22 protein-coding genes and 1 pseudogene are annotated in these 19125 nt (G+C 71.7%); 12 read left to right on the forward strand and 11 right to left on the reverse strand.

Features of this window, described 5'->3' with window-relative positions; all coding sequences use genetic code 11:
• Positions 1 to 17 precede the first annotated feature (17 nt).
• Positions 18 to 539, reverse strand: a complete 522-nt coding sequence (locus tag EFK10_RS40770) for a gluconokinase (RefSeq protein ID WP_127360694.1) — start codon at positions 537 to 539, stop codon at positions 18 to 20.
• Between the two features lie 121 nt (positions 540 to 660).
• Between EFK10_RS40770 and EFK10_RS40775 the strand changes: the two genes are divergently transcribed.
• Positions 661 to 1368, forward strand: coding sequence for a FadR/GntR family transcriptional regulator (locus tag EFK10_RS40775; protein ID WP_127360713.1), 708 nt, complete (start codon positions 661 to 663; stop codon positions 1366 to 1368).
• Between the two features lie 23 nt (positions 1369 to 1391).
• Here EFK10_RS40775 and EFK10_RS40780 read toward each other — a convergent pair whose 3' ends face one another.
• The gene (locus EFK10_RS40780) at positions 1392 to 1898 is read right to left on the reverse strand and encodes an AAA family ATPase (protein ID WP_127360695.1); all 507 of its coding nucleotides are present in this window, start codon (positions 1896 to 1898) and stop codon (positions 1392 to 1394) included.
• Positions 1899 to 1985: 87 nt separating this feature from the next.
• On the opposite strand from EFK10_RS40780, the gene EFK10_RS40785 reads away from it, so the two are divergent.
• A complete protein-coding gene (locus EFK10_RS40785) occupies positions 1986 to 2927 on the forward strand; it encodes a hypothetical protein (RefSeq protein WP_127360696.1) in 942 nt (313 codons plus the stop codon).
• On the opposite strand, the gene EFK10_RS40790 is transcribed toward EFK10_RS40785, so the two are convergent.
• Complete coding sequence (locus tag EFK10_RS40790) at positions 2861 to 3358, reverse strand: MarR family winged helix-turn-helix transcriptional regulator (RefSeq protein ID WP_127360697.1); 498 nt, start codon at positions 3356 to 3358, stop codon at positions 2861 to 2863. The two genes, EFK10_RS40785 and EFK10_RS40790, sit on opposite strands and share 67 nt — an antisense overlap.
• Before the next feature lie 209 nt (positions 3359 to 3567).
• Between EFK10_RS40790 and EFK10_RS40795 the strand changes: the two genes are divergently transcribed.
• From EFK10_RS40795 to EFK10_RS40805, 3 genes are all read left to right on the forward strand, one after another.
• Positions 3568 to 4494: an NADP-dependent oxidoreductase gene (locus tag EFK10_RS40795; RefSeq protein ID WP_127360698.1), complete on the forward strand. Its 927-nt coding sequence runs from the start codon at positions 3568 to 3570 to the stop codon at positions 4492 to 4494.
• Positions 4495 to 4597: 103 nt separating this feature from the next.
• Positions 4598 to 5680, forward strand: a complete 1083-nt coding sequence (nicT, locus tag EFK10_RS40800) for a Nickel transporter NicT (RefSeq protein ID WP_127360714.1) — start codon at positions 4598 to 4600, stop codon at positions 5678 to 5680.
• An 82-nt stretch (positions 5681 to 5762) separates the two neighbouring features.
• Entirely contained in the window at positions 5763 to 6722 is a 960-nt protein-coding gene (locus EFK10_RS40805) for a TIGR01777 family oxidoreductase (RefSeq protein WP_127360699.1), read from the forward strand.
• On the opposite strand, the gene EFK10_RS40810 is transcribed toward EFK10_RS40805, so the two are convergent.
• The 3 genes from EFK10_RS40810 to EFK10_RS40820 form a co-directional block, all read right to left on the reverse strand.
• Positions 6708 to 7025: a DUF202 domain-containing protein gene (locus tag EFK10_RS40810; RefSeq protein ID WP_127360700.1), complete on the reverse strand. Its 318-nt coding sequence runs from the start codon at positions 7023 to 7025 to the stop codon at positions 6708 to 6710. The genes EFK10_RS40805 and EFK10_RS40810 overlap by 15 nt on opposite strands.
• Positions 7025 to 7429, reverse strand: a complete 405-nt coding sequence (locus tag EFK10_RS40815; RefSeq protein WP_127360715.1) for a YidH family protein — start codon at positions 7427 to 7429, stop codon at positions 7025 to 7027. Before EFK10_RS40815 ends, EFK10_RS40810 begins: the two co-directional genes overlap by 1 nt.
• Before the next feature lie 128 nt (positions 7430 to 7557).
• A complete protein-coding gene (locus tag EFK10_RS40820) occupies positions 7558 to 8082 on the reverse strand; it encodes an NUDIX hydrolase (protein ID WP_127360701.1) in 525 nt (174 codons plus the stop codon).
• Positions 8083 to 8153: 71 nt separating this feature from the next.
• On the opposite strand from EFK10_RS40820, the gene EFK10_RS48140 reads away from it, so the two are divergent.
• The 5 genes and pseudogenes from EFK10_RS48140 to EFK10_RS40835 all read left to right on the forward strand — a co-directional run.
• Positions 8154 to 8306, forward strand: a complete 153-nt coding sequence (locus tag EFK10_RS48140; protein WP_164836348.1) for a hypothetical protein — start codon at positions 8154 to 8156, stop codon at positions 8304 to 8306.
• A gap of 484 nt (positions 8307 to 8790) precedes the next feature.
• Entirely contained in the window at positions 8791 to 10149 is a 1359-nt protein-coding gene (locus EFK10_RS40825; RefSeq protein ID WP_127360702.1) for an NAD(P)/FAD-dependent oxidoreductase, read from the forward strand.
• Positions 10118 to 11902, forward strand: a complete 1785-nt coding sequence (locus EFK10_RS40830; protein ID WP_265737597.1) for an acyclic terpene utilization AtuA family protein — start codon at positions 10118 to 10120, stop codon at positions 11900 to 11902. Before EFK10_RS40825 ends, EFK10_RS40830 begins: the two co-directional genes overlap by 32 nt.
• Before the next feature lie 88 nt (positions 11903 to 11990).
• The gene (locus tag EFK10_RS48145; RefSeq protein WP_164836350.1) at positions 11991 to 12167 is read left to right on the forward strand and encodes a hypothetical protein; all 177 of its coding nucleotides are present in this window, start codon (positions 11991 to 11993) and stop codon (positions 12165 to 12167) included.
• A 37-nt stretch (positions 12168 to 12204) separates the two neighbouring features.
• Positions 12205 to 12614: pseudogene (locus EFK10_RS40835) on the forward strand (pirin-like C-terminal cupin domain-containing protein); the annotation flags it as partial.
• 25 nt (positions 12615 to 12639) lie between these two features.
• Here the strand turns inward: EFK10_RS40835 and EFK10_RS40840 are convergent.
• The 4 genes from EFK10_RS40840 to EFK10_RS40855 all read right to left on the reverse strand — a co-directional run bounded on the left by EFK10_RS40840 (position 12640) and on the right by EFK10_RS40855 (position 16507).
• Positions 12640 to 13317 carry a response regulator gene (locus EFK10_RS40840; RefSeq protein ID WP_127360704.1) on the reverse strand — a complete coding sequence of 226 codons (678 nt, stop codon included), beginning with the start codon at positions 13315 to 13317 and terminating at the stop codon, positions 12640 to 12642.
• On the reverse strand, positions 13314 to 14597 hold the full coding sequence (locus tag EFK10_RS40845) for a sensor histidine kinase (RefSeq protein ID WP_407647240.1): 1284 nt from the start codon (positions 14595 to 14597) through the stop codon (positions 13314 to 13316). Before EFK10_RS40845 ends, EFK10_RS40840 begins: the two co-directional genes overlap by 4 nt.
• Positions 14598 to 14696: 99 nt before the next feature.
• The gene (locus tag EFK10_RS40850) at positions 14697 to 15545 is read right to left on the reverse strand and encodes an ABC transporter permease (RefSeq protein ID WP_127360705.1); all 849 of its coding nucleotides are present in this window, start codon (positions 15543 to 15545) and stop codon (positions 14697 to 14699) included.
• Positions 15542 to 16507 carry an ABC transporter ATP-binding protein gene (locus EFK10_RS40855; RefSeq protein ID WP_127360706.1) on the reverse strand — a complete coding sequence of 322 codons (966 nt, stop codon included), beginning with the start codon at positions 16505 to 16507 and terminating at the stop codon, positions 15542 to 15544. The genes EFK10_RS40850 and EFK10_RS40855 overlap by 4 nt, the downstream gene beginning before the upstream one ends.
• Positions 16508 to 16683: 176 nt before the next feature.
• On the opposite strand from EFK10_RS40855, the gene EFK10_RS40860 reads away from it, so the two are divergent.
• On the forward strand, positions 16684 to 17100 hold the full coding sequence (locus EFK10_RS40860) for a DnaJ family domain-containing protein (RefSeq protein WP_127360707.1): 417 nt from the start codon (positions 16684 to 16686) through the stop codon (positions 17098 to 17100).
• A 36-nt stretch (positions 17101 to 17136) separates the two neighbouring features.
• On the opposite strand, the gene EFK10_RS40865 is transcribed toward EFK10_RS40860, so the two are convergent.
• A complete protein-coding gene (locus EFK10_RS40865; RefSeq protein WP_240677783.1) occupies positions 17137 to 17808 on the reverse strand; it encodes an ABC transporter ATP-binding protein in 672 nt (223 codons plus the stop codon).
• A 151-nt stretch (positions 17809 to 17959) separates the two neighbouring features.
• On the opposite strand from EFK10_RS40865, the gene EFK10_RS40870 reads away from it, so the two are divergent.
• Positions 17960 to 19125 (forward strand): FtsX-like permease family protein (locus EFK10_RS40870; protein ID WP_322973463.1); only part of this gene is annotated, 1166 nt, incomplete at its 3' end.

Raw genomic sequence — 19125 nt, forward strand, 5'->3', positions numbered from 1 at the left:
GAGAGGTCAGTGGACGGTCAGTGGGGGAGAGCGGCCATCGCCCGCTCGGCGATCTGGTCCCGGCCGCCCGCGATGGAGACGACGGCCCCGGCCTCGTCCGGGTCGAGCGGCTCCAGGGCGTCGAACTGGGAGCGCAGCAGCCCGGGGGGCATGAAGTGCTCCATGCGCGCCGCGAGCCGCGCGGCGATCAGCTCCCGGGGACCGTCGAGGTGAAGAAAGAAGAGGTCCGGCGCGTCGGCCCGCAGCCGGTCGCGGTAGCGGCGCCTGAGCGCGGAGCAGCTGACCACGCCGCCCTTGCCCCCGCGGGCCGTGATCCATTCCGCGATGGCGTCCAGCCAGGGCGCCCGGTCGGCGTCGTCCAGCGGGTGGCCGGCCGCCATCTTGGCGATGTTGGCGGCTGGGTGGAAATCGTCCGCCTCGGCGTAGGGAACGCCGAGCCGCTGTGCGATCAGCCCGCCCACCGTCGACTTGCCCGACCCGGACACCCCCATGACGACCACCACGGGGCGCTGCTCCTCGGCTTTGTCCGCCGCAGTCATGCGCTGGTTACCTCCTCGTCCGCGCGATGCGCTCAGGAAACGCCATAGGTACTACTTATTCAAGAGTCCGAAACCAAATCGTCATATGAAGTGGTCCCTGCTTAGGCTGTCCGTCATGGCGATGGCACAGCAGGAAGAAGGCGGCGGCCTGCACGCGCAGGTACTGGCGGAGCTCGGCCCTGCCATCGCATCCGGCGCGTACCCACCGGGCACGGTCCTGCGCATCGACGAGCTGGAGCAGCGTTACGGCGTCTCGCGCACCGTCGTCCGCGAGGCCGTCCGCGTCCTGGAGGCCATGCACCTGGTCGCCTCGCGCCGCCGGGTCGGCATCACGGTGCGGCCGCCCGAGGAATGGAACGTGTTCGACCCAGCCGTCATACGCTGGCGTCTGGCCGGTGCCGACCGCCCCCGCCAGCTACGGTCCCTGACCATGCTCCGAACGGCAGTCGAACCCGTCGCCGCAGGTCTTGCCGCCGTCGCCGCGACCCCCGACCAGTGTCGCGAACTCACCGTCCTGGCCGCCGACATGGCGGCCGCCGGCCGCGCCTCGGACCTGGCGGCCTACCTGGTGCACGACGTGGCCTTCCACCGCGTCATGCTGCGGGCCTCGGGCAACGAGATGTTCGCCCGCCTCGGGGACGTCGTCGCCGAAGTCCTCACCGGGCGCACCGAACACCACGTGATGTTCTCCACCCCCGATCCGGAGGCGGTCACACTGCACGTCCGGGTCGCCGAAGCCGTCCGCGCCCGCGACGCGGTGGCGGCGGAACGGCTCATGCGGGAGATCTGCGTCGGGGCGCTCGCGGAGCTGGACATCCTGGCCCCGTAGGCAGCGGGCCGTAGCAGCGGGGTTCAGGGCGCCGCGTGCCGCAGGATCTCGTCCACCGTCTCGGCGGGGGTCTGGTCCGTGGTGTCCAGCCACAGCCCGAACCGGGGCGTCTCCTCGTGCAGCGCCCGGTCCAGGTCGGCCGGCGTCCAAGCGCCGTAGGCGGTCTTCCGCCGGGCTGCGTCGCGGTGGGCGACGGCGCGCGGGCTGGGGGCCAGGACAATCACATGCAGCGGCCGCGTACGGATCAGCGAGATGGTCCGGGCCAGCTCGTCACCGAGCATCACGTCCTGAAGCACCGGCACGAATCCCGCCGCCGCGTACGCGTCCGCCGTCGCCGCCGCGATCTCGTGCCGCAGCCGCAGCTGACGCAGCGCCTCCCCGTCCAGCGCGGGGGTCATCTCCGCGCGCCCGCCGACCACCATCTGCCGGAACGCATCGCCGTTCACATGCGCGGAGCGCGGCAGCCGCCCGGCCAACTCCCGGGCCACCGTGGACTTTCCGGATGCCGGGATACCGGTGATCAGATACATGGGTACGTGGGCCTTCCTGCCAGCGCGTAGCGTACCGGCGGGAAATCCGGGTGACCTGCGGGGGACCGGCGCGGTGAAATGGTGGCTGTGCCGACGCCACCGCCCCAGCCCTTCCGCTGGACGCTCTCGTCCGCCGGGGGAGCCCCGCCGGACCGCCTCGGCGCGCTCACGGACGGCGCGGAGCCGCCCCGGCTCTGGTATCTGCCCGCCCTCACCGTGTGCGCCGGCAAGGTGCTGGCCCGCGCCGGCGGGGCCGATCTGTGCTTCGTGGGGCGCTCGTTGGACAGCATGCACGACCTGCTCACCGGCGCCTTCGAGTCCGCCCCGGCCCCGGCCGGCCCCCGGCTGCTGCGGCTCCCGCTGTCGCTCCGGCTCACGCGCAGCGGCTGGACCCCGGCAGCCGTACGCCGCTTCCGCGAGCATCTGGCAGCGGTGGGGCTGGAGCCCTACGCGCTGGCGCGACGGGAACGGCCCATCGCCCTCGTGGACGTCGTCCACCGGGGCAGCACTTACGACATCCTGCACGCCGCGCTCGCCGACTGGATCGAGGAGAGCCGCGAGCCCTGGCCGGTGATCCGCCGCAAGCTGCGCTACGTCGGCGTGACCATCCGGGGGAAAACCAGCCCCAACACCTGGCGCTGGCAGCAGCACACCGAGGGCGGCTGGGCCCGGACCCTGCCAACCGGTCACGTCGTCAACGTGTCGCTGGAGTACGGGGAATGGGGCTACTTCGGCAATAGCCAGGCCAAGGTCCAGCCCAGCTTTCCGCCGCCGCACTGGTTCGACGAGGACGCCGCCGAGCCCTGGCGTCACGACGGACTGCCCTCAGCGCTGGCCGAGTCCCTCGCCCTCGTCGAGGCCGGCCGCAGCCGCGCCGTGCGCGAGCAGCTCATTCGTACGATCGGCAGCGAGCCCGGATTCGCGGACCGGGCCGTGCGCGCGCTCGTGCCGCCGCTGCGCGGTCAGGCGCGGTCGCGGTCGGTGTCGCGGTCTTCCATCACCGGCCGCAGTCGCTCCAGCAGACCGTAGAGCGTCGCACGCTCCTCCTCCTCCAGGGTGTCGAGCGCGCCGTGCGTGGCCTGCATCTCCTCGCGTACGCGGCGGATGGTCTCGCGGCCGAGGTCGGTCGCCACGACGTTCTTGACGCGGCGGTCGGCGGGGCTGACCTCGCGGCGTACGAAGCCGTGGGACTCCAGCCGGTCGACGATGCCGGTGATGTTGGAAGCGTCACACACCAGGGCCTCGGCGAGGCCGCGCATGGGCACGGGGCCGTGCAGCTGGGCGAGGACCTTGGCCTGCATGGAGGTCAGGCCGTGGCGGGCGGCAGCCGAGGCGAAGTCCTGCCACTGGGCGGTGCCGATGGCGGCCAGCAGTTCGAGCAGCTGGATCTTCGTGGGGGCAGATACCGAAGGGGCGGATACCGCAGGAGCAGGTGCAGCGGCGGGGGCGGAGGCACTCATGGTTCGAGTGTACTCAGGATGCTTGAGGATCTGAATCATTAACTTGACGACCTTAACTATCGACCTCTACCGTCGATCGAGTTGCTCAGCCTTGTGGCCCTGGTCGCCTGCTCGGCCTGCGCACCCCGGCCCCGGCAGCGGTGGCGGAAGCCCCGGCGGCGGTCGAGGCTGAGAACAAGTCCCTCACCGTCACCGTCTGAGGATCGACCATGAAGGCTGTCAGCTATCGCGCCTACGGCGGACCCGAGGTCCTGGAGTACGGAGACCTCCCCGAGCCCAAGGTCGGCCCCGACGCGGTCCTGGTCAGGGTCAGGGCCGCCGCCGTCAACCCCGTCGACTGGAAGGCCCAGGCCGGCCTGCTCGACGGCATGATGGACCCGGTCTTCCCCGTCGTCCCCGGCTGGGACGTCTCCGGCGTCGTCGTACGGCCCGGTGTGGACGCCATCGAGTACGAGGAGGGCGACGAGGTCATCGGCTACGTACGCGAGGACTTCCTCTCCCGGGGCACCTTCGCCCAATACGTCGCCGCCCCCGTACGCACCCTGGCCCGCAAGCCGGGGAACCTCAGCTTCGAGCAGGCGGCCGGCCTTCCGCTGGCCGGGCTCACCGGCTACCAGGCACTGGTCAAGGCGATGCGGCTCGGCAAGGGCGAGACCCTGCTCGTGCACGCAGCCGCCGGCGGGGTCGGCTCCATGGCCGTCCAGATCGCCGCGCACCTCGGCGCCCGCGTCATCGGCACCGCGAGCGAGCGCAACCACGACTACCTGCGTTCGCTCGGCGCCGAGCCGGTCGCGTACGGGGAAGGGCTGGCGCAGCGCGTCGCCGCCCTGGCCCCGGATGGCGTGGACGCCGTCCTCGACCTCGTCGGCGGCGAGGCGCTCACGGTCTCGCCCGAGTTGCTCGCCGTCGGCGGCCGGCTCGTCTCGATCGCCGACCCGGCCGTCCTCGGCCTCGGCGGCCGCTACTTCTGGGTCCGCCCCGACCCGGCCGACCTCGCGGCGGTGAGCGAGCTGGCCGAGCGCGGCGTCATCGGCGTCGAGGTCGCGGCGACCTTCCCGCTGGAGCGGGCGGCCGACGCGCAGCGGCTCAATGCGGAGGGGCACACCCGGGGGAAGGTCGTCGTCACCGTCGGCTGATCGGACCCGCCGTGTGCAAGGGGATCGTTGTTGCGTACGATACGCAATAACGATCCCCGAGCACCGCGAGGACCCCGTGGCCCTGACAGCAAACCTCTCCCGCATGGCCCTCACCCGCCGCGAGTGGGCCGGGCTCGGCGGCATGGCCGGCTTCGTCCTGCTGTTGCACCTCGTCGGCTTCGGCATCCTCGCCCTGGTCGTCGTGCCGGGGCACTACCAGCTCGCCGGCGGCGCCTTCGGCTTCGGCACCGGGCTCACCGCCTACACGCTTGGCCTGCGGCACGCCTTCGACGCCGACCACATCGCCGCCATCGACAACACCACCCGCAAGTTCATGGAGGACGGCAAGCGGCCGCTGTCCGTGGGCTTCTGGTTCTCGCTCGGCCACTCCTCGGTCGTCTTCGGGCTCACCTTCCTGCTCGCCCTCGGCGTCAAGGCCGTCGGCACCGGCCTCTCCGACGACAACTCACGCCTCCACCAGGTCGGCGGCCTCATCGGCACCTTCGTCTCCGGCGCCTTCCTGCTGCTGATCGCGGCCATCAACCTGGTCATCCTCATCGGCCTCGGCAAGGTCTTCCGCGACATGCGCCGCGGCAACTACGACGAGGCCCAGCTGGAGCAGCACCTCAACAACCGCGGCCTCATGAACCGCATCCTGGGCCGCGCCACCCGCGCCATCCGCCGCCCCTGGCAGATGTACCCCCTCGGCATCCTCTTCGGCCTCGGCTTCGACACCGTCACCGAGATCAGCCTCTTGGTCCTCGCCGCCGGCTCAGTGGCCTCCGGCCTCCCCTGGTACGCGATCCTCTGCCTGCCTGTCCTCTTCGCCGCCGGCATGTCCCTGCTCGACACCATCGACGGCTCCTTCATGAACTTCGCCTACGGCTGGGCCTTCTCCAAGCCCGTCCGCAAGGTCTACTACAACCTCACCATCACCGGGCTCTCCATCGCCGTCGCCCTCATCATCGGCGGCATCGAACTCCTCTCCATCCTCGCCGACAAGCTCTCCCTCACCGGCCCCTTCTGGGACGGCGTCTCCTCCGTCGACCTCAACACCGTCGGCTTCTGGATCGTCGGCCTCTTCGCCGCCACCTGGGCCGTCGCCCTCGCCGTCTGGAAGTACGGCCGCATCGAGGAAAAGTGGGACGCCGGCCTCCGTGCCCCCGCCGAAGAGCCCGCTGCGTAGGGCTCCGCCCGTACCCCTCCGGCAAATATTGAACGCGTTCAACTTTCTGCGCTAGGCTCGGCCCACACGGAGGGGGAGCCCCATGAAGATTGTGATACCCGGGGGAACCGGGCAGGTGGGCAGGATCCTGAACCGCGCGCTGACCGCCACAGGGCACGAGGTTACGGTCCTGACCAGACGACCGGTGCGTGACGGAGAAGTCCACTGGGACGGCGAGACCCCAGGGCCCTGGGCCGAGGCGATCGACGGCAGCGACGTGGTGGTCAATCTGGCCGGACGCAGCGTCAGCTGCCGCTACACGGCAGCAAATCTGCGGGCGATGATGGACTCGCGCGTGAACTCGGCCAAGGTCGTGGGCGAGGTGATCGCGGCCGCCGCTCGGCCGCCCCGCGTCTGGCTGCAGATGAGCACCGCCACCGTCTACGCCCACCGTTTCGACGCACCCAACGACGAGGCGACCGGCGTGCTCGGCGGCACCGAAGCCGGTGTCCCGGACTACTGGGCATACAGCGTCGAGATCGCCAAGGCCTGGGAGCGGTCGCAGGAGCAGGCCGAAACCCCCTGCACCCGCAAGGTCGCCCTGCGCTCCGCCATGGTGATGAGCCCCGACCGTGGCGGTGTCTTCGACGTCCTGCTGGGGCTGGCGCGGCTCGGCCTCGGCGGACCGGTCGCGGGCGGCAAGCAGTACGTGTCCTGGATCCACGAGCACGATTTCGTCCGCGCGGTCGTGTTCCTGGCCGGCCGGGACGACCTCTCCGGGCCGGTGAACCTTGCCGCTCCCGCCCCTCTGCCGCACCGCACTTTCGTTCGGGCCCTCCGCGCCGCATGGGGCGTCCCGGTCGGCCTCCCCGCCACAAAGTGGATGGCCGAACTCGGCGCTTTCGCGCTCCGCTCGGACACCGAACTCCTGCTGAAAAGCCGCCGCGTCGTCCCCGGACGCCTCCTCGAAGCGGGCTTCGTCTTCGACCACCCCCAGTGGCCCGAGGCCGTCGACGACCTCGTGCGACGCGTGCGCGGCGAAGCAGGCTCACGCCAGCACTGATGCGCCGAAGGCCGCGAGCGTGATGACGCACACCGCAGCCGCCACAGCCGTACGGACCGCCAGTGGTGCGGGCCGGCCGGAACCGAGCCCGATGATCCTTGCCTGGGCGATGGCGAGGAAGGCCAGCAGGGCGACGGCGCAGAGTGCCACCGCCACCAGCCCGAACGGCGAGAGCCCCTGGTGCACGGCCTGCCGCCCCGCCAGGACCGCCGCGACCGCGAAGGCGAGGGTCGTACGACGCCAGGCGAGCCGGGTGCGCTCCGGCTGGAGCCCCGGATCGCGGTCGGGAACGGGCCCGGACATCAGCCGGCCCACCCGACAGCCGCGACCACGACCATCAGCAGGGCCACGGCCGCGACGAGCAGCGCCAGAAGGGTGGGGAAGCGCGAGACGGGCAGGTCTTCGCCCCGCCGCATGGCGCGTTCGCAGCGCACCCAGTGGTTGACGGCCCGGACGGCGCACATCGCGCCGCCCACCAGGAGGAGTACGGCGAGGGTGACGCGTACGGGCCGGTGGAGGCGGAGCAGGAACTGGTCCACGGCGAAGCCGCCGCCGATCAGGGCGAGGGCGGTGCGGAGCCAGGCGAGGAAGGTCCGCTCGTTGGCGAGGGAGAAGCGGTAGTCGGGGGTCGTGCCCTCCGTACGGATGTCCTGCGGCGAGAGCCACAGCCGCGCCCGTACCGGGAGGCCCCGTACGAAGTCGATCACATCGGCCACACTAGGCCCTGTCCGGACGATCAGGGCCGGATAGCCTCCCCCAGTCTTCGGCCGGGAGGTGCCCCCCGCGTCTGGCTGGGGGAGCGTCGCGGGCCCGGCCATGATCGCCTGGGCAGGGCCTAAGCGCGGGACCCCGGTTCCCGCAGCCTGCGGTAGGCCTCAAGGCCGTCCGGCACCCACTCCCACACCGGGAGGACCCGGGCCAGCTCCTCCTCGGGCAGGAAGGCGTGCCAGGCGACCTCCTCGGCCTGCGGGGCGACCGGCAGCTCGCAGCGCACCTCGTAGACCCTCGACCACCAGGTGTTGCCCGCCGCCTCGCCCGTCCCCTCGTACAGGAAGCTGAACACCGGCTCCGGCTGCGGCAGTCCGGACACCCCCAGCTCCTCCTCGGCCTCGCGCAGCGCGGCGGCGTCGTAGGACTCGCCCGCGCCGACGACACCGCCGACGAAGAGGTCGTACAGGGACGGGAAGACCAGCTTGTCGGCGGTCCGTCGGTGGACGAAGACCCGGCCCTGACCGTCCCGTACGTGGATGAAGACGCACCGGTGCCGCAGCCCCCGCGCGTACGCCTCGCCGCGCGGCGCCTGCCCGATGACGCGGTCGTGCTCGTCGACGATGTCGAGCAGCTCGTCGTAGGGTGCCATGCGGCCACCCTAATCCGGACAGTCTCGGGCCAGAGAGCCCCACCCCGGCGCCCCACGGCAAGAATGGGCCCATGGCGACGGGGACAGCGGCGGCGGCAGCGGCGGTGACCCGCCGCTGCTGGGCCCGTTCCAGTTCCTGGGCGATCTGGGCGGCGGTCCGCGACACCGAGGGGCCGCCCGCCGAGGCGACGAGCAGGGTGTCCGTGGTGCCGGTCGCGTTGTAGAGGAAGCCCGCGTCGACCGTACGGTCCAGGATCTCCCGCCGGGCGGTGGCCTCGTCGGCGACCGGGGTGGCCGTCACCGGATCGCCGGCCAGCGAGTTGTGCTTGGCCACGATCTGCCCCCGAACCTGGTCGGCGGCGACCACCGCGACCGGGATGCGGTGCGGGGTGGGGGAGCGGAAGGCCCTGAGGTACGACACGATGAAGGCCAGCTGCACCACCAGGCCACCGAGCACCATCGTGAACGCGCGGAAGCTGATCGCGTCCCGCAGCTCCGCGCCGAAGCCGCGCGGCGGCGTCTCAGGTCTGGCGTGGCTCATTGGCCGTCCTCACTCCCGCCGGGGCCGTCGGGGGCTGTCGGGCACTACTTATTCGGACGCCGGGCCGGATTGCCTTCCCCCGCTCGGGGTAGTGCTCCGTTCGCGGCCGTGGGGTGCCTGTGCGAGCGTGGCCGCAGTACGTGAAACAGCCCCATGAGAGGCGAGCCATGAGTCGACCGAGGATCCTGGTGGTGGGCGGCGGATTCGCGGGCCTGGAGTGCGCGCACCGTCTGGAGCGACGGCTGTCGCCGGACGAGGCCGACATCACCCTGGTGTCCCCATGGAGCCACCAGCTGTATCTGCCACTGCTGCCCCATGTCGCGGCCGGTGTCCTCACCCCGCAGGCGGTGGCAGTGGCCCTGCGCCGCATGCTGCGCCGTACGGTGGTGATCCCCGGACGGGCCATCGGGGTCGACGCGCCCGCAAAGGCCGTGGTCATCAGGAAGATCAACGACGAGGAGTTCGTCGAGAGCTACGACTATCTCGTCCTCGCCCCCGGCAGCGTCACCCGGACCTTCGACATCCCCGGCCTCGCGGAATACGGCCGCGGCATGAAGACCCTCGCGGAGGCCGCGTACATCCGCGACCACGTCATCACCCAGCTCGACCTCGCCTCCGCCAGCAGCGACGAGGCCGAGCGCGTCTCGCGGCTGCAGTTCGTCGTGGTCGGCGGCGGCTACGCGGGCACCGAGACCGCGGCCTGCCTGCAACGTCTCACCGCGGCGGCGGTCGAGCGCTATCCGCGCCTGGACCCCGGGCTCATCAAGTGGCACCTGATAGACATCGCGCCCAAGCTGATGCCCGAACTCGGCGACAAGCTGGGCCAGAAGGCGCTGGAGATCGTCACCAAGCGCGGCGTCGAGGTCTCCCTCGGCGTCTCGGTGGCCGAGGCCGCCGAGGACATGGTCACCTTCACCGACGGACGCAAGATCCCCAGCCGCACGCTGATCTGGACCGCCGGCGTCGCCGCCAGCCCGCTGGTCGCCACCCTTGGCACCGAGACCATCAAGGGCCGGCTCCACGTCAACGCCGAGATGGAAGTCCCCACCGCCGACGGGGTCTTCGCCCTCGGTGACTCCGCCGCCGTCCCCGACCTCGCCAAGGGAGGCGGCGACGCCATCTGCCCGCCCACCGCCCAGCACGCCATGCGCCAGGGCAAGGCCGCCGCCGAGAACGTCGTCGCCGCGCTGCGCGGCAAGCGCCTCAAGCCGTACGTGCACCGGGACCTCGGCCTCGTCGTCGACCTCGGCGGCGCCCAGGCGGTCTCCAAGCCGCTCGGCCTCCCGCTCAGCGGACCGCCCGCGCAGCTCGTCGCCCGGGGATATCATCTGGGCGCGCTGCGTACCTTCCCGGCCCGTTTCCGTACGGCCGCCGGATGGATGCTCAACGCGGTGGCCGGCGATGACTTCGTACGCACCGGCTTCCAGGCCCGACGCCCGGCCAGACTGCGGGACTTCGAGGTCACCGACATCTATCTGTCGCCCGAGGAGGCACGTGCCCGAGTCGAGTCCCTGCGAGCGGCCTGACGTCCTGCGGATCGCCAACTGCTCAGGGTTCTACGGCGACCGCCTCTCCGCGGCGCGCGAAATGGTCGAAGGCGGCCCGATCGATGTCCTCACCGGCGACTATCTCGCCGAACTGACGATGCTGATCCTCTGGAAGGCCAGACAGCGCGACCCGGAGGGCGGTTACGCCGTCTCCTTCCTCGCCCAGATGCGTGACGTGCTGGGCACCTGCCTGGAGCGTGGCATCAAGGTCGTGGTCAACGCCGGCGGCCTCAACCCGGCGGGGCTGGCGAGGAAGCTCGGCGAACTCGCCTCGGCTGTCGGACTGCGGCCCCGCATCGCGTACGTACAGGGCGACGACCTGCTGCCCCGGCTCTCGCAACTCCAGGACCAGGGGCATGACTTCGCCCACCTGTCCACCGGGCGGCCGCTCGCCGGGGCCGGGGTGGATCCGGTCACCGCCAACGCCTACCTCGGCGGCTGGGGGATCGCCGAGGCGCTGCGGGCCGGGGCCGACGTCGTGATCTGCGGCCGGGTCACCGACGCATCGCTGGTCGTCGGCCCTGCCGCCTGGGCCTTCGACTGGGCGCCCGACGACTGGGACCGGCTCGCCGGAGCCGTCACCGCCGGGCACATCATCGAATGCGGTGCCCAGGCCACCGGCGGCAACTACGCCTTCTTCACCGAGATCGAGCGGCCCGTACGCCCCGGCTTCCCCATCGCCGAGCTGCGCCCCGACGGCTCCAGCGTCATTACCAAGCACCCCGGGACCGGCGGCGCCGTCACTGTGGACACCGTCACCGCCCAGCTGCTGTACGAAATCGACCGGCCCGCCTACCTCAACCCGGACGTCACGGCCCGCTTCGACACGGTGACCCTCGACCAACTCGGGCCCGACCGCGTCCTGGTCAGCGGCGCCCGGGGCGAGCCCGCCCCCGAGACCTTGAAGGTCTGCCTCAACTACCGTGGCGGCTACCGAAATTCGGCCGTCTTCGTCCTCACCGGCCTGGACATCGAGGCCAAGGCCGCCTTCGCCGAGGCCACGCTGCTCGACGCCACCGGCGGCCCCAACCGCTTCGAGACGTACGAAACCCGCCTGGAGCCCGGCACCGGGACCACGGCCCGCCTCACCCTCACCGTCAAGGACCCCGACCCGGACAAGGTCGGCCGCTCGCTCTTCTCCGCCGTCGTGGGCACCGGCCTGTCCGGCTACCCGGGGCTGCACCTGGAGCACTTCTCCCCGAAGGCGGAGGAGTACGGTGTCTACTGGCCGGCGCTGATCGCCGCCGACGCCGTACGGGCCGAGACCGTGCTGCTGTGGGAGGGCAGCGAGCCGGCCGTACCGGAGCCGCCCCGCGAGGCCCGGCGGGCGCCGACACCGGCGCAGGCCTCCGCCGCGGACCCGGCGGGGAGCCCCGAAGGCCGCACCCTCCGCGCCCCGCTCGGCCGGATCATCGGCGCCCGTTCGGGGGACAAGGGCGGCGACGCCAATGTCGGCCTGTGGGCCCGCGATGACGAGGCGTACGCCTGGCTGCGGCGGACCCTGGACGTGGACGCGCTCCGCGAGCTGCTCCCCGAGGCAGCCGGACTCCCCGTCAGCCGCTATGAGCTGCCCAATCTGCGCGCGCTGAACTTCGTCGTGCACGGCCTCCTCGGCGACGGGGTGGCCGCTTCGACCCGGGCCGATCCGCAGGCCAAGAGCCTCGGTGAATTCCTCCGCGCGTGCTCTGTTGAGATACCCGCAACGCTATTGAGCGGCGCAAATAAGCCGTGAGTATGGGGAGGGCAAAATGCCGTCTCTGCTTCGGTCATGGGTGCCCTCAGCGGGCTCGGACAGCTCTTGCGCTGCCTAATCTGAATTCATGGACAACGACATCCTGCGCAAGGCGATTTTCCTGCTGCGTGACTGCCACGAATCCGAGCAGCAGGCCGTGCAAGGTCTCAAGAACTACTTCCCTCATCTGCATCTCAGCGACCGTGAGCGTTACGTCGGCGAGGCGTGGGACATGATCCACGGTGTTCACGCCGCCACTTCATAACGCCGCTGACCTACCGTCGGCGTACCGTCGGGCGCCCTACACCCCCATCGTCGGCGCGGACCTCATCCTGGCGGCCGGCACGGATGCCCGACTCCCGCTGGAGCGCGACTTCGAGTACGCCGTCCTCGCCATGTCCGGCGCCGCCGTCGTGGACGGCGTCCCCGTCGAGGCCGGATCCATGCTCTACCTCGGCTCGAGCCGTACGGAGTTGCCGCTGCGGGCCGACGTCGACAGCGGCCTCATGCTGCTGGGCGGCGAGCCCTTCGCCGAGAAGATCGTCATGTGGTGGAACTTTGTCGGGAGGACCGGCGACGACATCGCACAGGCCCGTGCCGACTGGACGTCCCGGTCTCTCGCCTCGGCGAGGTGAAGGGCTATGACGGCGCTCCGCTGCCCGCTCCGGAACTGCCTCCGGTTCCGCTGAAGGCGCGTGGCCGGGTGAGGTGACCCGGGGCTGTGGAGGCCGGGGTGTTCAGTCGGGTCCGTTGGGGCGCGCCAGGCCGAGGTCGTAGGCGGTGATGACGGCCTGGATCCGGTCGCGGGCGCCGATCTTCGCCAGGACCCGGCCGACGTGGGTCTTCACGGTGGACTCGGACAGCACGAGGCGTTCGGCGATCTCCCCGTTGGTCCAGCCCTTGCCGATGGCGACCAGGATCTCGTGCTCGCGTTCGGTCAGGTTGCGCAGCCGGGGGTCGTCGGCGGCCTTCCCGTTCTGCGGGTGGCCCGGCAGGTGGTGGGCGTAGGCGTCGAGCAGGCGGCGGGTGAGTCCGGGGGCGATGACGGCGTCGCCGGACGCGACGGCTCGGATGCCGGCCAGCAGTTCCTCGGGGAGTGCGTCCTTGAGCAGGAAACCGCTGGCTCCGGCGCGCAGCGCGGTGTGGGCGTACTCGTCGAGGTCGAAAGTGGTGAGGACCAGCACGCGGGAGCGTCCGCCTTCGGCGACGATGCGGCGGGTGGCCTCGATGCCGTCCATGCCGGGCATCCGTACGTCCATCAGGACCACGTCGGGGCGCAGCTCGGCGACCTTGCGTACCGCGTCGGCGCCGTGGGCCGCCTCGCCGACGACCTGGGTGCCGGGGGTGCTCTCCAGCAGCATGCGGAAGCCGAAGCGCTGCAACGGCTGATCGTCCACGATGAGCACAGTGGTCACGATGCGCCGCCCTGTGCGGTGAGGTCCTGGGGGGTGAGGTCCAGCAGGGCGTTCACGGTCCAGCCGCCGCCGGGGCGGGGTCCTGCGGTGATGGTGCCGCTGTAGAGGGCCGCGCGCTCCCGCATACCGGCGAGCCCGTGCCCGTCCTCGGCCGGTGCCGGGCGGCTGCGGGAGCCGTCGGGCGGCCCGGTGTCCTCGACGATGATGCGGACCTCCTGGCCCTCGGCGGCCAGTGTGAGCTGGGCGCGGGTGTCGGTGCCCGCGTGCTTGAGGGTGTTGGTGAGGGACTCCTGCACGATGCGGTAGACGGTCAGCTGCACGCCGTGATCCAGCGCGTCCACGTTCCCTACGGTGCGGTAGACGACCTGGGGCCCGGCGGCCCGGACGCGTTCGCACAGCGCGTCGAGGTCGGCGATGCCGGGCTGCGGGCTGAACTGAGGGACGGCTTCGCCCGCCTCCGTACGCTCCCGCAGGACGCCGAGCATGCGGCGCAGCTCGCCGAGGGCCTGGCGGCCGGTGCCGCCGATGAGCCGGAGCGCCTCCTTGCTGCGCTCGGGCGCGACATCGGCCGCGGCGGCGCCGCCGTCGGCGAGGCCGATGATGACGGACAGGTTGTGACCGATGATGTCGTGCATCTCGCGGGCCACGCGGGTGCGCTCGGCCGCGGCGGCAAGCTTGGCGCGCTGGTCGCGTTCGACCTCCAGCCGGGCGGCGCGGTCCTGCAACGCGGCCAGATAATCCTGCGCGATCCGCAGCCCCAGGCCCAGGGCGACGGCCGCCGTGGCGGCGCAGCCCAGGAAGAACAGCGCGGCGAACACGTCCACCAGGCTGTACACCCGGACGAAGACCACCGCCAGCGCGGCGACGGTGATACCGGCCGCCCAGGGCAGGAACCGCAGGGCGCCGTGCCGGGCCAGGCTGTACAGGGCGACGAATAGGGCGAGGTCGGCGCGCAGCCACACGTTCAGCGACCACTGCAGTATGAACACGGCCGCGATCACCGTGAAGACGACGAAGGGTGCCCTGCGCCGCCACAGCAGCGGCAGGATCAGGCCGGCCTGGAGGAGGAGCACGTTCGCCGTGGACGTGTGGGTCAGCAGGGCCGGCTCGTGGTGGCTGTCGCGCATCAGATCGGGAAGGCCGCTGGTCAGGAAGACCGCGAAGACCAGGGCGGCGTCCAGCATCCACGGGCGGTCCCGGTCGGCCTGCCACAGCCGCCGTCCGGCGCGGCTCAGCCGGGCGATCTGTGGGTGCCCCCAGATCGGGTCTTGCGTCGTCACGCGGTTCACCTGTCCATCGTGGGCGATGACCGCCCGGGCGACACCCCCGGGGCGTGTCGCGCTCCCCGGGGGTGTCGTCGGTTGCAGGCATGCCCTCGGTCAGGCGTCGGTCCGTACGAGACGGTACGCGGCGCCGGCCAGGGCGAGCACGGTCCAGCCGGCGAAGACGGCGAGGCCGGCTGCGGGGGAGAGCGTGTTCGCGGAGTGGTGCAGGGCGAACATCGACTCACCCGCGTTGCTGGGCAGGTACTGGCTCACGTTGTTCTGCCAAGTGGTCGGCAGCAGCTCGACCAGCCCGGGGACCAGCATCAGCGCGCCGACGAGGACGGCGATGCCACCGGCGACCGAGCGCAGCAGCGCGCCCAGGGCGATGCCGATCACGGCGATCAGGCCGAGGTACAGGCCGGCCGCGAACAGGCTGCGTACGACTCCCGCGCCGGAGAGCGAGAGCGCCGCCGGCGTCCCGGAGATGATGCCGCTGCCGAACAGGAACGCGGCGAACGCACCGACCGTCCCGAGGACCAGGGCGATCACGCCGTACACCGCGGCCTTGGACCACAGCACCGGCAGGCGGCGCGGGACGGCCGCGAGTGTCGAGCGGATCATCCCGGTGGAGTACTCGCCGGCGGTGACCAGCACGCCGAGGATGCCCAGGGCCAGCTGGGCGAAGTTGATCCCGAACAGGGACAGGCTGACCGCGTCGGCGGTGGCCAGATCCCCGCCGCCGTGCGTGTCGCCGGAGGTAATCATGGATTTGTAGCGGGCCAGCCTGATCAGGCCGAAGCCCAGCATGAAGATCAGCGCCAGACCCAGCGTGATCCAGCTGGAGCGCAGGGACCAGAACTTGGCCCACTCGGAGCGCACGACGCGCGCCCCCGTCACCTTGTAGACCGGACGCGTCGCCTCGGCGGGGGCGGACGTCGGTGCCTGGGTCGTCACGGTGCTCATACTGCGCTCCCGGCGGTCTCGAGGGACTCCGGGGTCTCAAAGGACTCGGAGACGGTGGTGCCGCCGTGGTACTCGACGGACTCACGGGTCAGGTCCATGAACGCCTCCTCCAGGGAGAGGGTCCGCGGAGTGAGCTCGAACAGGGCGATGCCCGCTGTGGCGGCCTTCATCCCGATGGAGCGGGCCGCCATGCCGGTGACCTGCAGCTCCTCCGAGCCGGCCCGGCCGGTGATCTCGACACCGGGACCGGCCAGAACCTCGCGCAGCCGCGCCGGGTCCTCACTGGCAACCTTCACCGTGTCGCCGCCGGCCTGGCGGATCAGGTCCTCGACGGTGGTGTCGGCCAGCAGCCTGCCCCGCCCGACGATGATCAGGTGGTCGGCCACCAGCGCCATCTCGCTCATCAGGTGCGAGGAGACGAAGACGGTACGGCCCTCGGACGCGAGACCGGTGAGCAGATTGCGGATCCAGAGCACGCCCTCGGGGTCCAGACCGTTGACCGGCTCGTCCAGCATCACCGTCGCCGGGTCGCCCAGCAGCGCGGCAGCGATGCCCAGGCGCTGGCCCATGCCCAGCGAGAACGCCCCGGCGCGCTTCTTCGCGACGGACTGCAGGCCCGACAGCTCGATGACCTCGTCCACCCGGCGGCGCGGGATGCCGTGCGTGTACGCCTGCGACATGAGGTGGTCGAAGGCGGAGCGCCCCGGGTGGATCGACTTCGCCTCGAGCAGCGCGCCGACCTCCTGCAACGGCGCCGTGTGCTCGGCGTAGCGGCGGCCGTTGACGGTCACCGACCCGCCCGTGGGCTCGTCCAGACCCACGATCATGCGCATGGTCGTGGACTTGCCCGCCCCGTTCGGGCCCAGGAACCCCGTGACGGTGCCCGGCTTCACGGTGAAGTCCAGCCGGTCCACCGCCGTCTTCTCCCCGTACCGCTTCGTCAGCTGCTGCGCCTCGATCATGGATGCTTCCTCACGCTCGGGTCGCCGGGGCTTCCCGGCCTTCCTCACCGGGAACGTTACGAGTGGCTGGAGCCGCATCCGTGGTACCCAGGGGCTGACCTCCGAGGGGAAGTGGTACCGCGGTACTACGGCCGGATCCTGTTCGTGTCAGGGGCAGCCCCTGTAGCCTCGGAAGGGTGACAGAGCGCAAACCACCAGGGGTCAGCTTCGAGTCATGGGTCGACAAGCAGATCCGCGAGGCGACGGAACGCGGCGACTTCAAGGAACTTCCGGGCTTCGGTCAACCGCTGCCCAGCCTGGACCGGCCGTACGACGAGCTGTGGTGGATCAAGCAGAAGATGCACCGCGAGAAGCTGTCCGCCCTGCCGCCCGCCCTCGCCCTGCGCAAGGAGGCGGAGGACGCCCTCGAGGCGGCCTCGAAGGCCGGGTCCGAGCGCCAGGTCCGCCGGATCATCGAGGACGTCAACAAGAAAATCGGCGAGGCGCTGCGCATGCCGCCTGCCGGACCGCCGCTCAATCTGACGCCGTTCGACGTCGAGGACGTCGTCCGCGAGTGGCGCGAGCGCGGCGATTCACCGCCCCGGACGGAATAGCCCGCCCACACCGCTCCGGGCCGGAGGGCCGGCGCGTCAGCGGTCCAGGATGATCCGGCCGTCCCGCAACTCCATGACGCGGTCGGCGAGTTCGATGAGCTGCGCGTCATGGGTGGCGACCAGCGCCGTGACGCCCTCGCTCCGTACGACGGCGCGCAGCAGCTCCATCACGGAGCGGCCGGTCTCGGCGTCCAGCTGGCCGGTCGGCTCGTCGGCGACGAGGAGAGCCGGGCGGTTGGCCAGGGCCCGGGCGATGGCGACGCGCTGTTGCTGGCCGCCGGACAGCTCGCCGGGGCGCTGGGCGGCGTGACCGTCAAGGCCGACCAGGGCGAGCAACAGGGCGGTGCGCTCGTCGCGTTCGCGCCGGTCGGCCTTGCGCAGGCGCAGGGGGACGGCCACGTTCTCGGCGGCGGTGAGGATGGGGATCAGGCCGAAGGACTGGAAGACAAAGCCGATCCGGTCCCGGCGCAGGGCCAGCAGCTCCTTCTCGCCCAGCCCGGCCAGTTCGGTGCCGTCGACCATGACCCGGCCGGAGTCGGGGCGGTCCAGGCCGCCGATCAGGTTGAGCAGCGTGGTCTTGCCGGAGCCGGAGCGCCCCTTCAGGGCCACGAGTTCGCCGCGCGGCACCGTGAAGGACACCCCGCGCACGGCATGCACGGCGGTGTCCCCGCTGCCGTACGTCCGGACCAGGTCCTGGACGACGACCATCCCGGCGTCCCCCGCGGACTCGTCCTCGACCGCTGTCCCGTGCTTTTCCCGTATGCCCCCGCCCATGGTGACCAGCGTACGGAGAATTGACTGCGTTACGCATGCCCATGGCCAAAACCGGGGGTATCGTCTCGGTGTCCGGGGGGTGTTGGTGACGGGGTTCGTACTGCTGCGCGTGCGCGCGCATCGGCTGCTGCTGTGCTCCGCGCTGCTGTCGGTGGTCCTCGCCACCTGCGTGCTGGCGGCGCTTGCGGCGTTCAGCGGTGCGATCGGGGACGCCGGGCTGCGGCGCAGCCTCCAGGACGAGTCGGACGCGCGGACCCTGGTCGAAGTGCATGCGGACATCAGCGGCCTGGACCGCGCGCGGATGGATGCGGGCGTACGGAAACAGGCCACGGCGGCGTACGGCGGGCTCCCGGTGCGGGTGGCGTCCAGCACGAGTTCGGGCCCTTACGCGCTGCCGCTCGTGCTGCGCCCGGCAGGCGAGCCGAAGAGCGGGGACCCGGACCTGACCTTGCTGGCCACCTTCGACCGGTCCCGGGTGACCATGGTCGAGGGGACCCGCCCGGGACGTGCGGCGGCGGTTGGCGCGGTGCCGGTGGCCCTGCCCGAGAGCGCCGCCAAGATGCTGCGGCTGAGCACCGGCGACGAGGTCACGCTCACCGACCGGCTGGACGGCCCGCCGCTGCGCGTCCGGCTGACCGGTGTCTACCGGCCGGTGGACCAAACCGCCTCGTACTGGCGGCTCGACGCGCTGCGGGGCAGGGGCGTGTCGACATCGGCCTTCACGACGTACGGGCCGCTGCTCGCCGACCCCCAGGCGTTCGACTCCGGCAGGGTCGCGGCCGCGGCCATGTCCTGGCAGGCCCGCGCCGACTTCTCCGGCATGACCGCCGACCGCATCGATGGGCTGCGAACCGCCGTCCAGCAAGGCGTGAAACGGATCGGCCAGACCTCGCAGGACGGCGCCGCGACCGCGCAGAGCGGCCTGCCCGACCTGCTGACCACCCTGCGCGGCACGCTTTTGGTGAGCCGGTCCACTCTGCTGATCGGCACGCTGCAACTGTGCCTCGTGGCCGCCTTCGCGCTGCTGCTGGTCGCCGGACTGCTCGCCGAGGAACGCGCCGGGGAGACGGCTCTGCTGCGCGCCCGGGGTGCCTCGCGTGCCAGGGTGGCAGGCCTCGCGGGCGCCGAAGCCCTGCTGCTCGCGGTGCCCGCCGCGGTGGTCGCCCCGCTCCTCGCCGGGCCGCTGGTGCGGCTGCTGGCCGGGCACGGGGCGCTGGCCCGGGCGGGGGTGCGCGTCGACGGGCTGTCCGG

The organism is Streptomyces soli (assembly GCF_003999195.1).
GTDB lineage: Bacteria > Actinomycetota > Actinomycetes > Streptomycetales > Streptomycetaceae > Actinacidiphila > Actinacidiphila soli.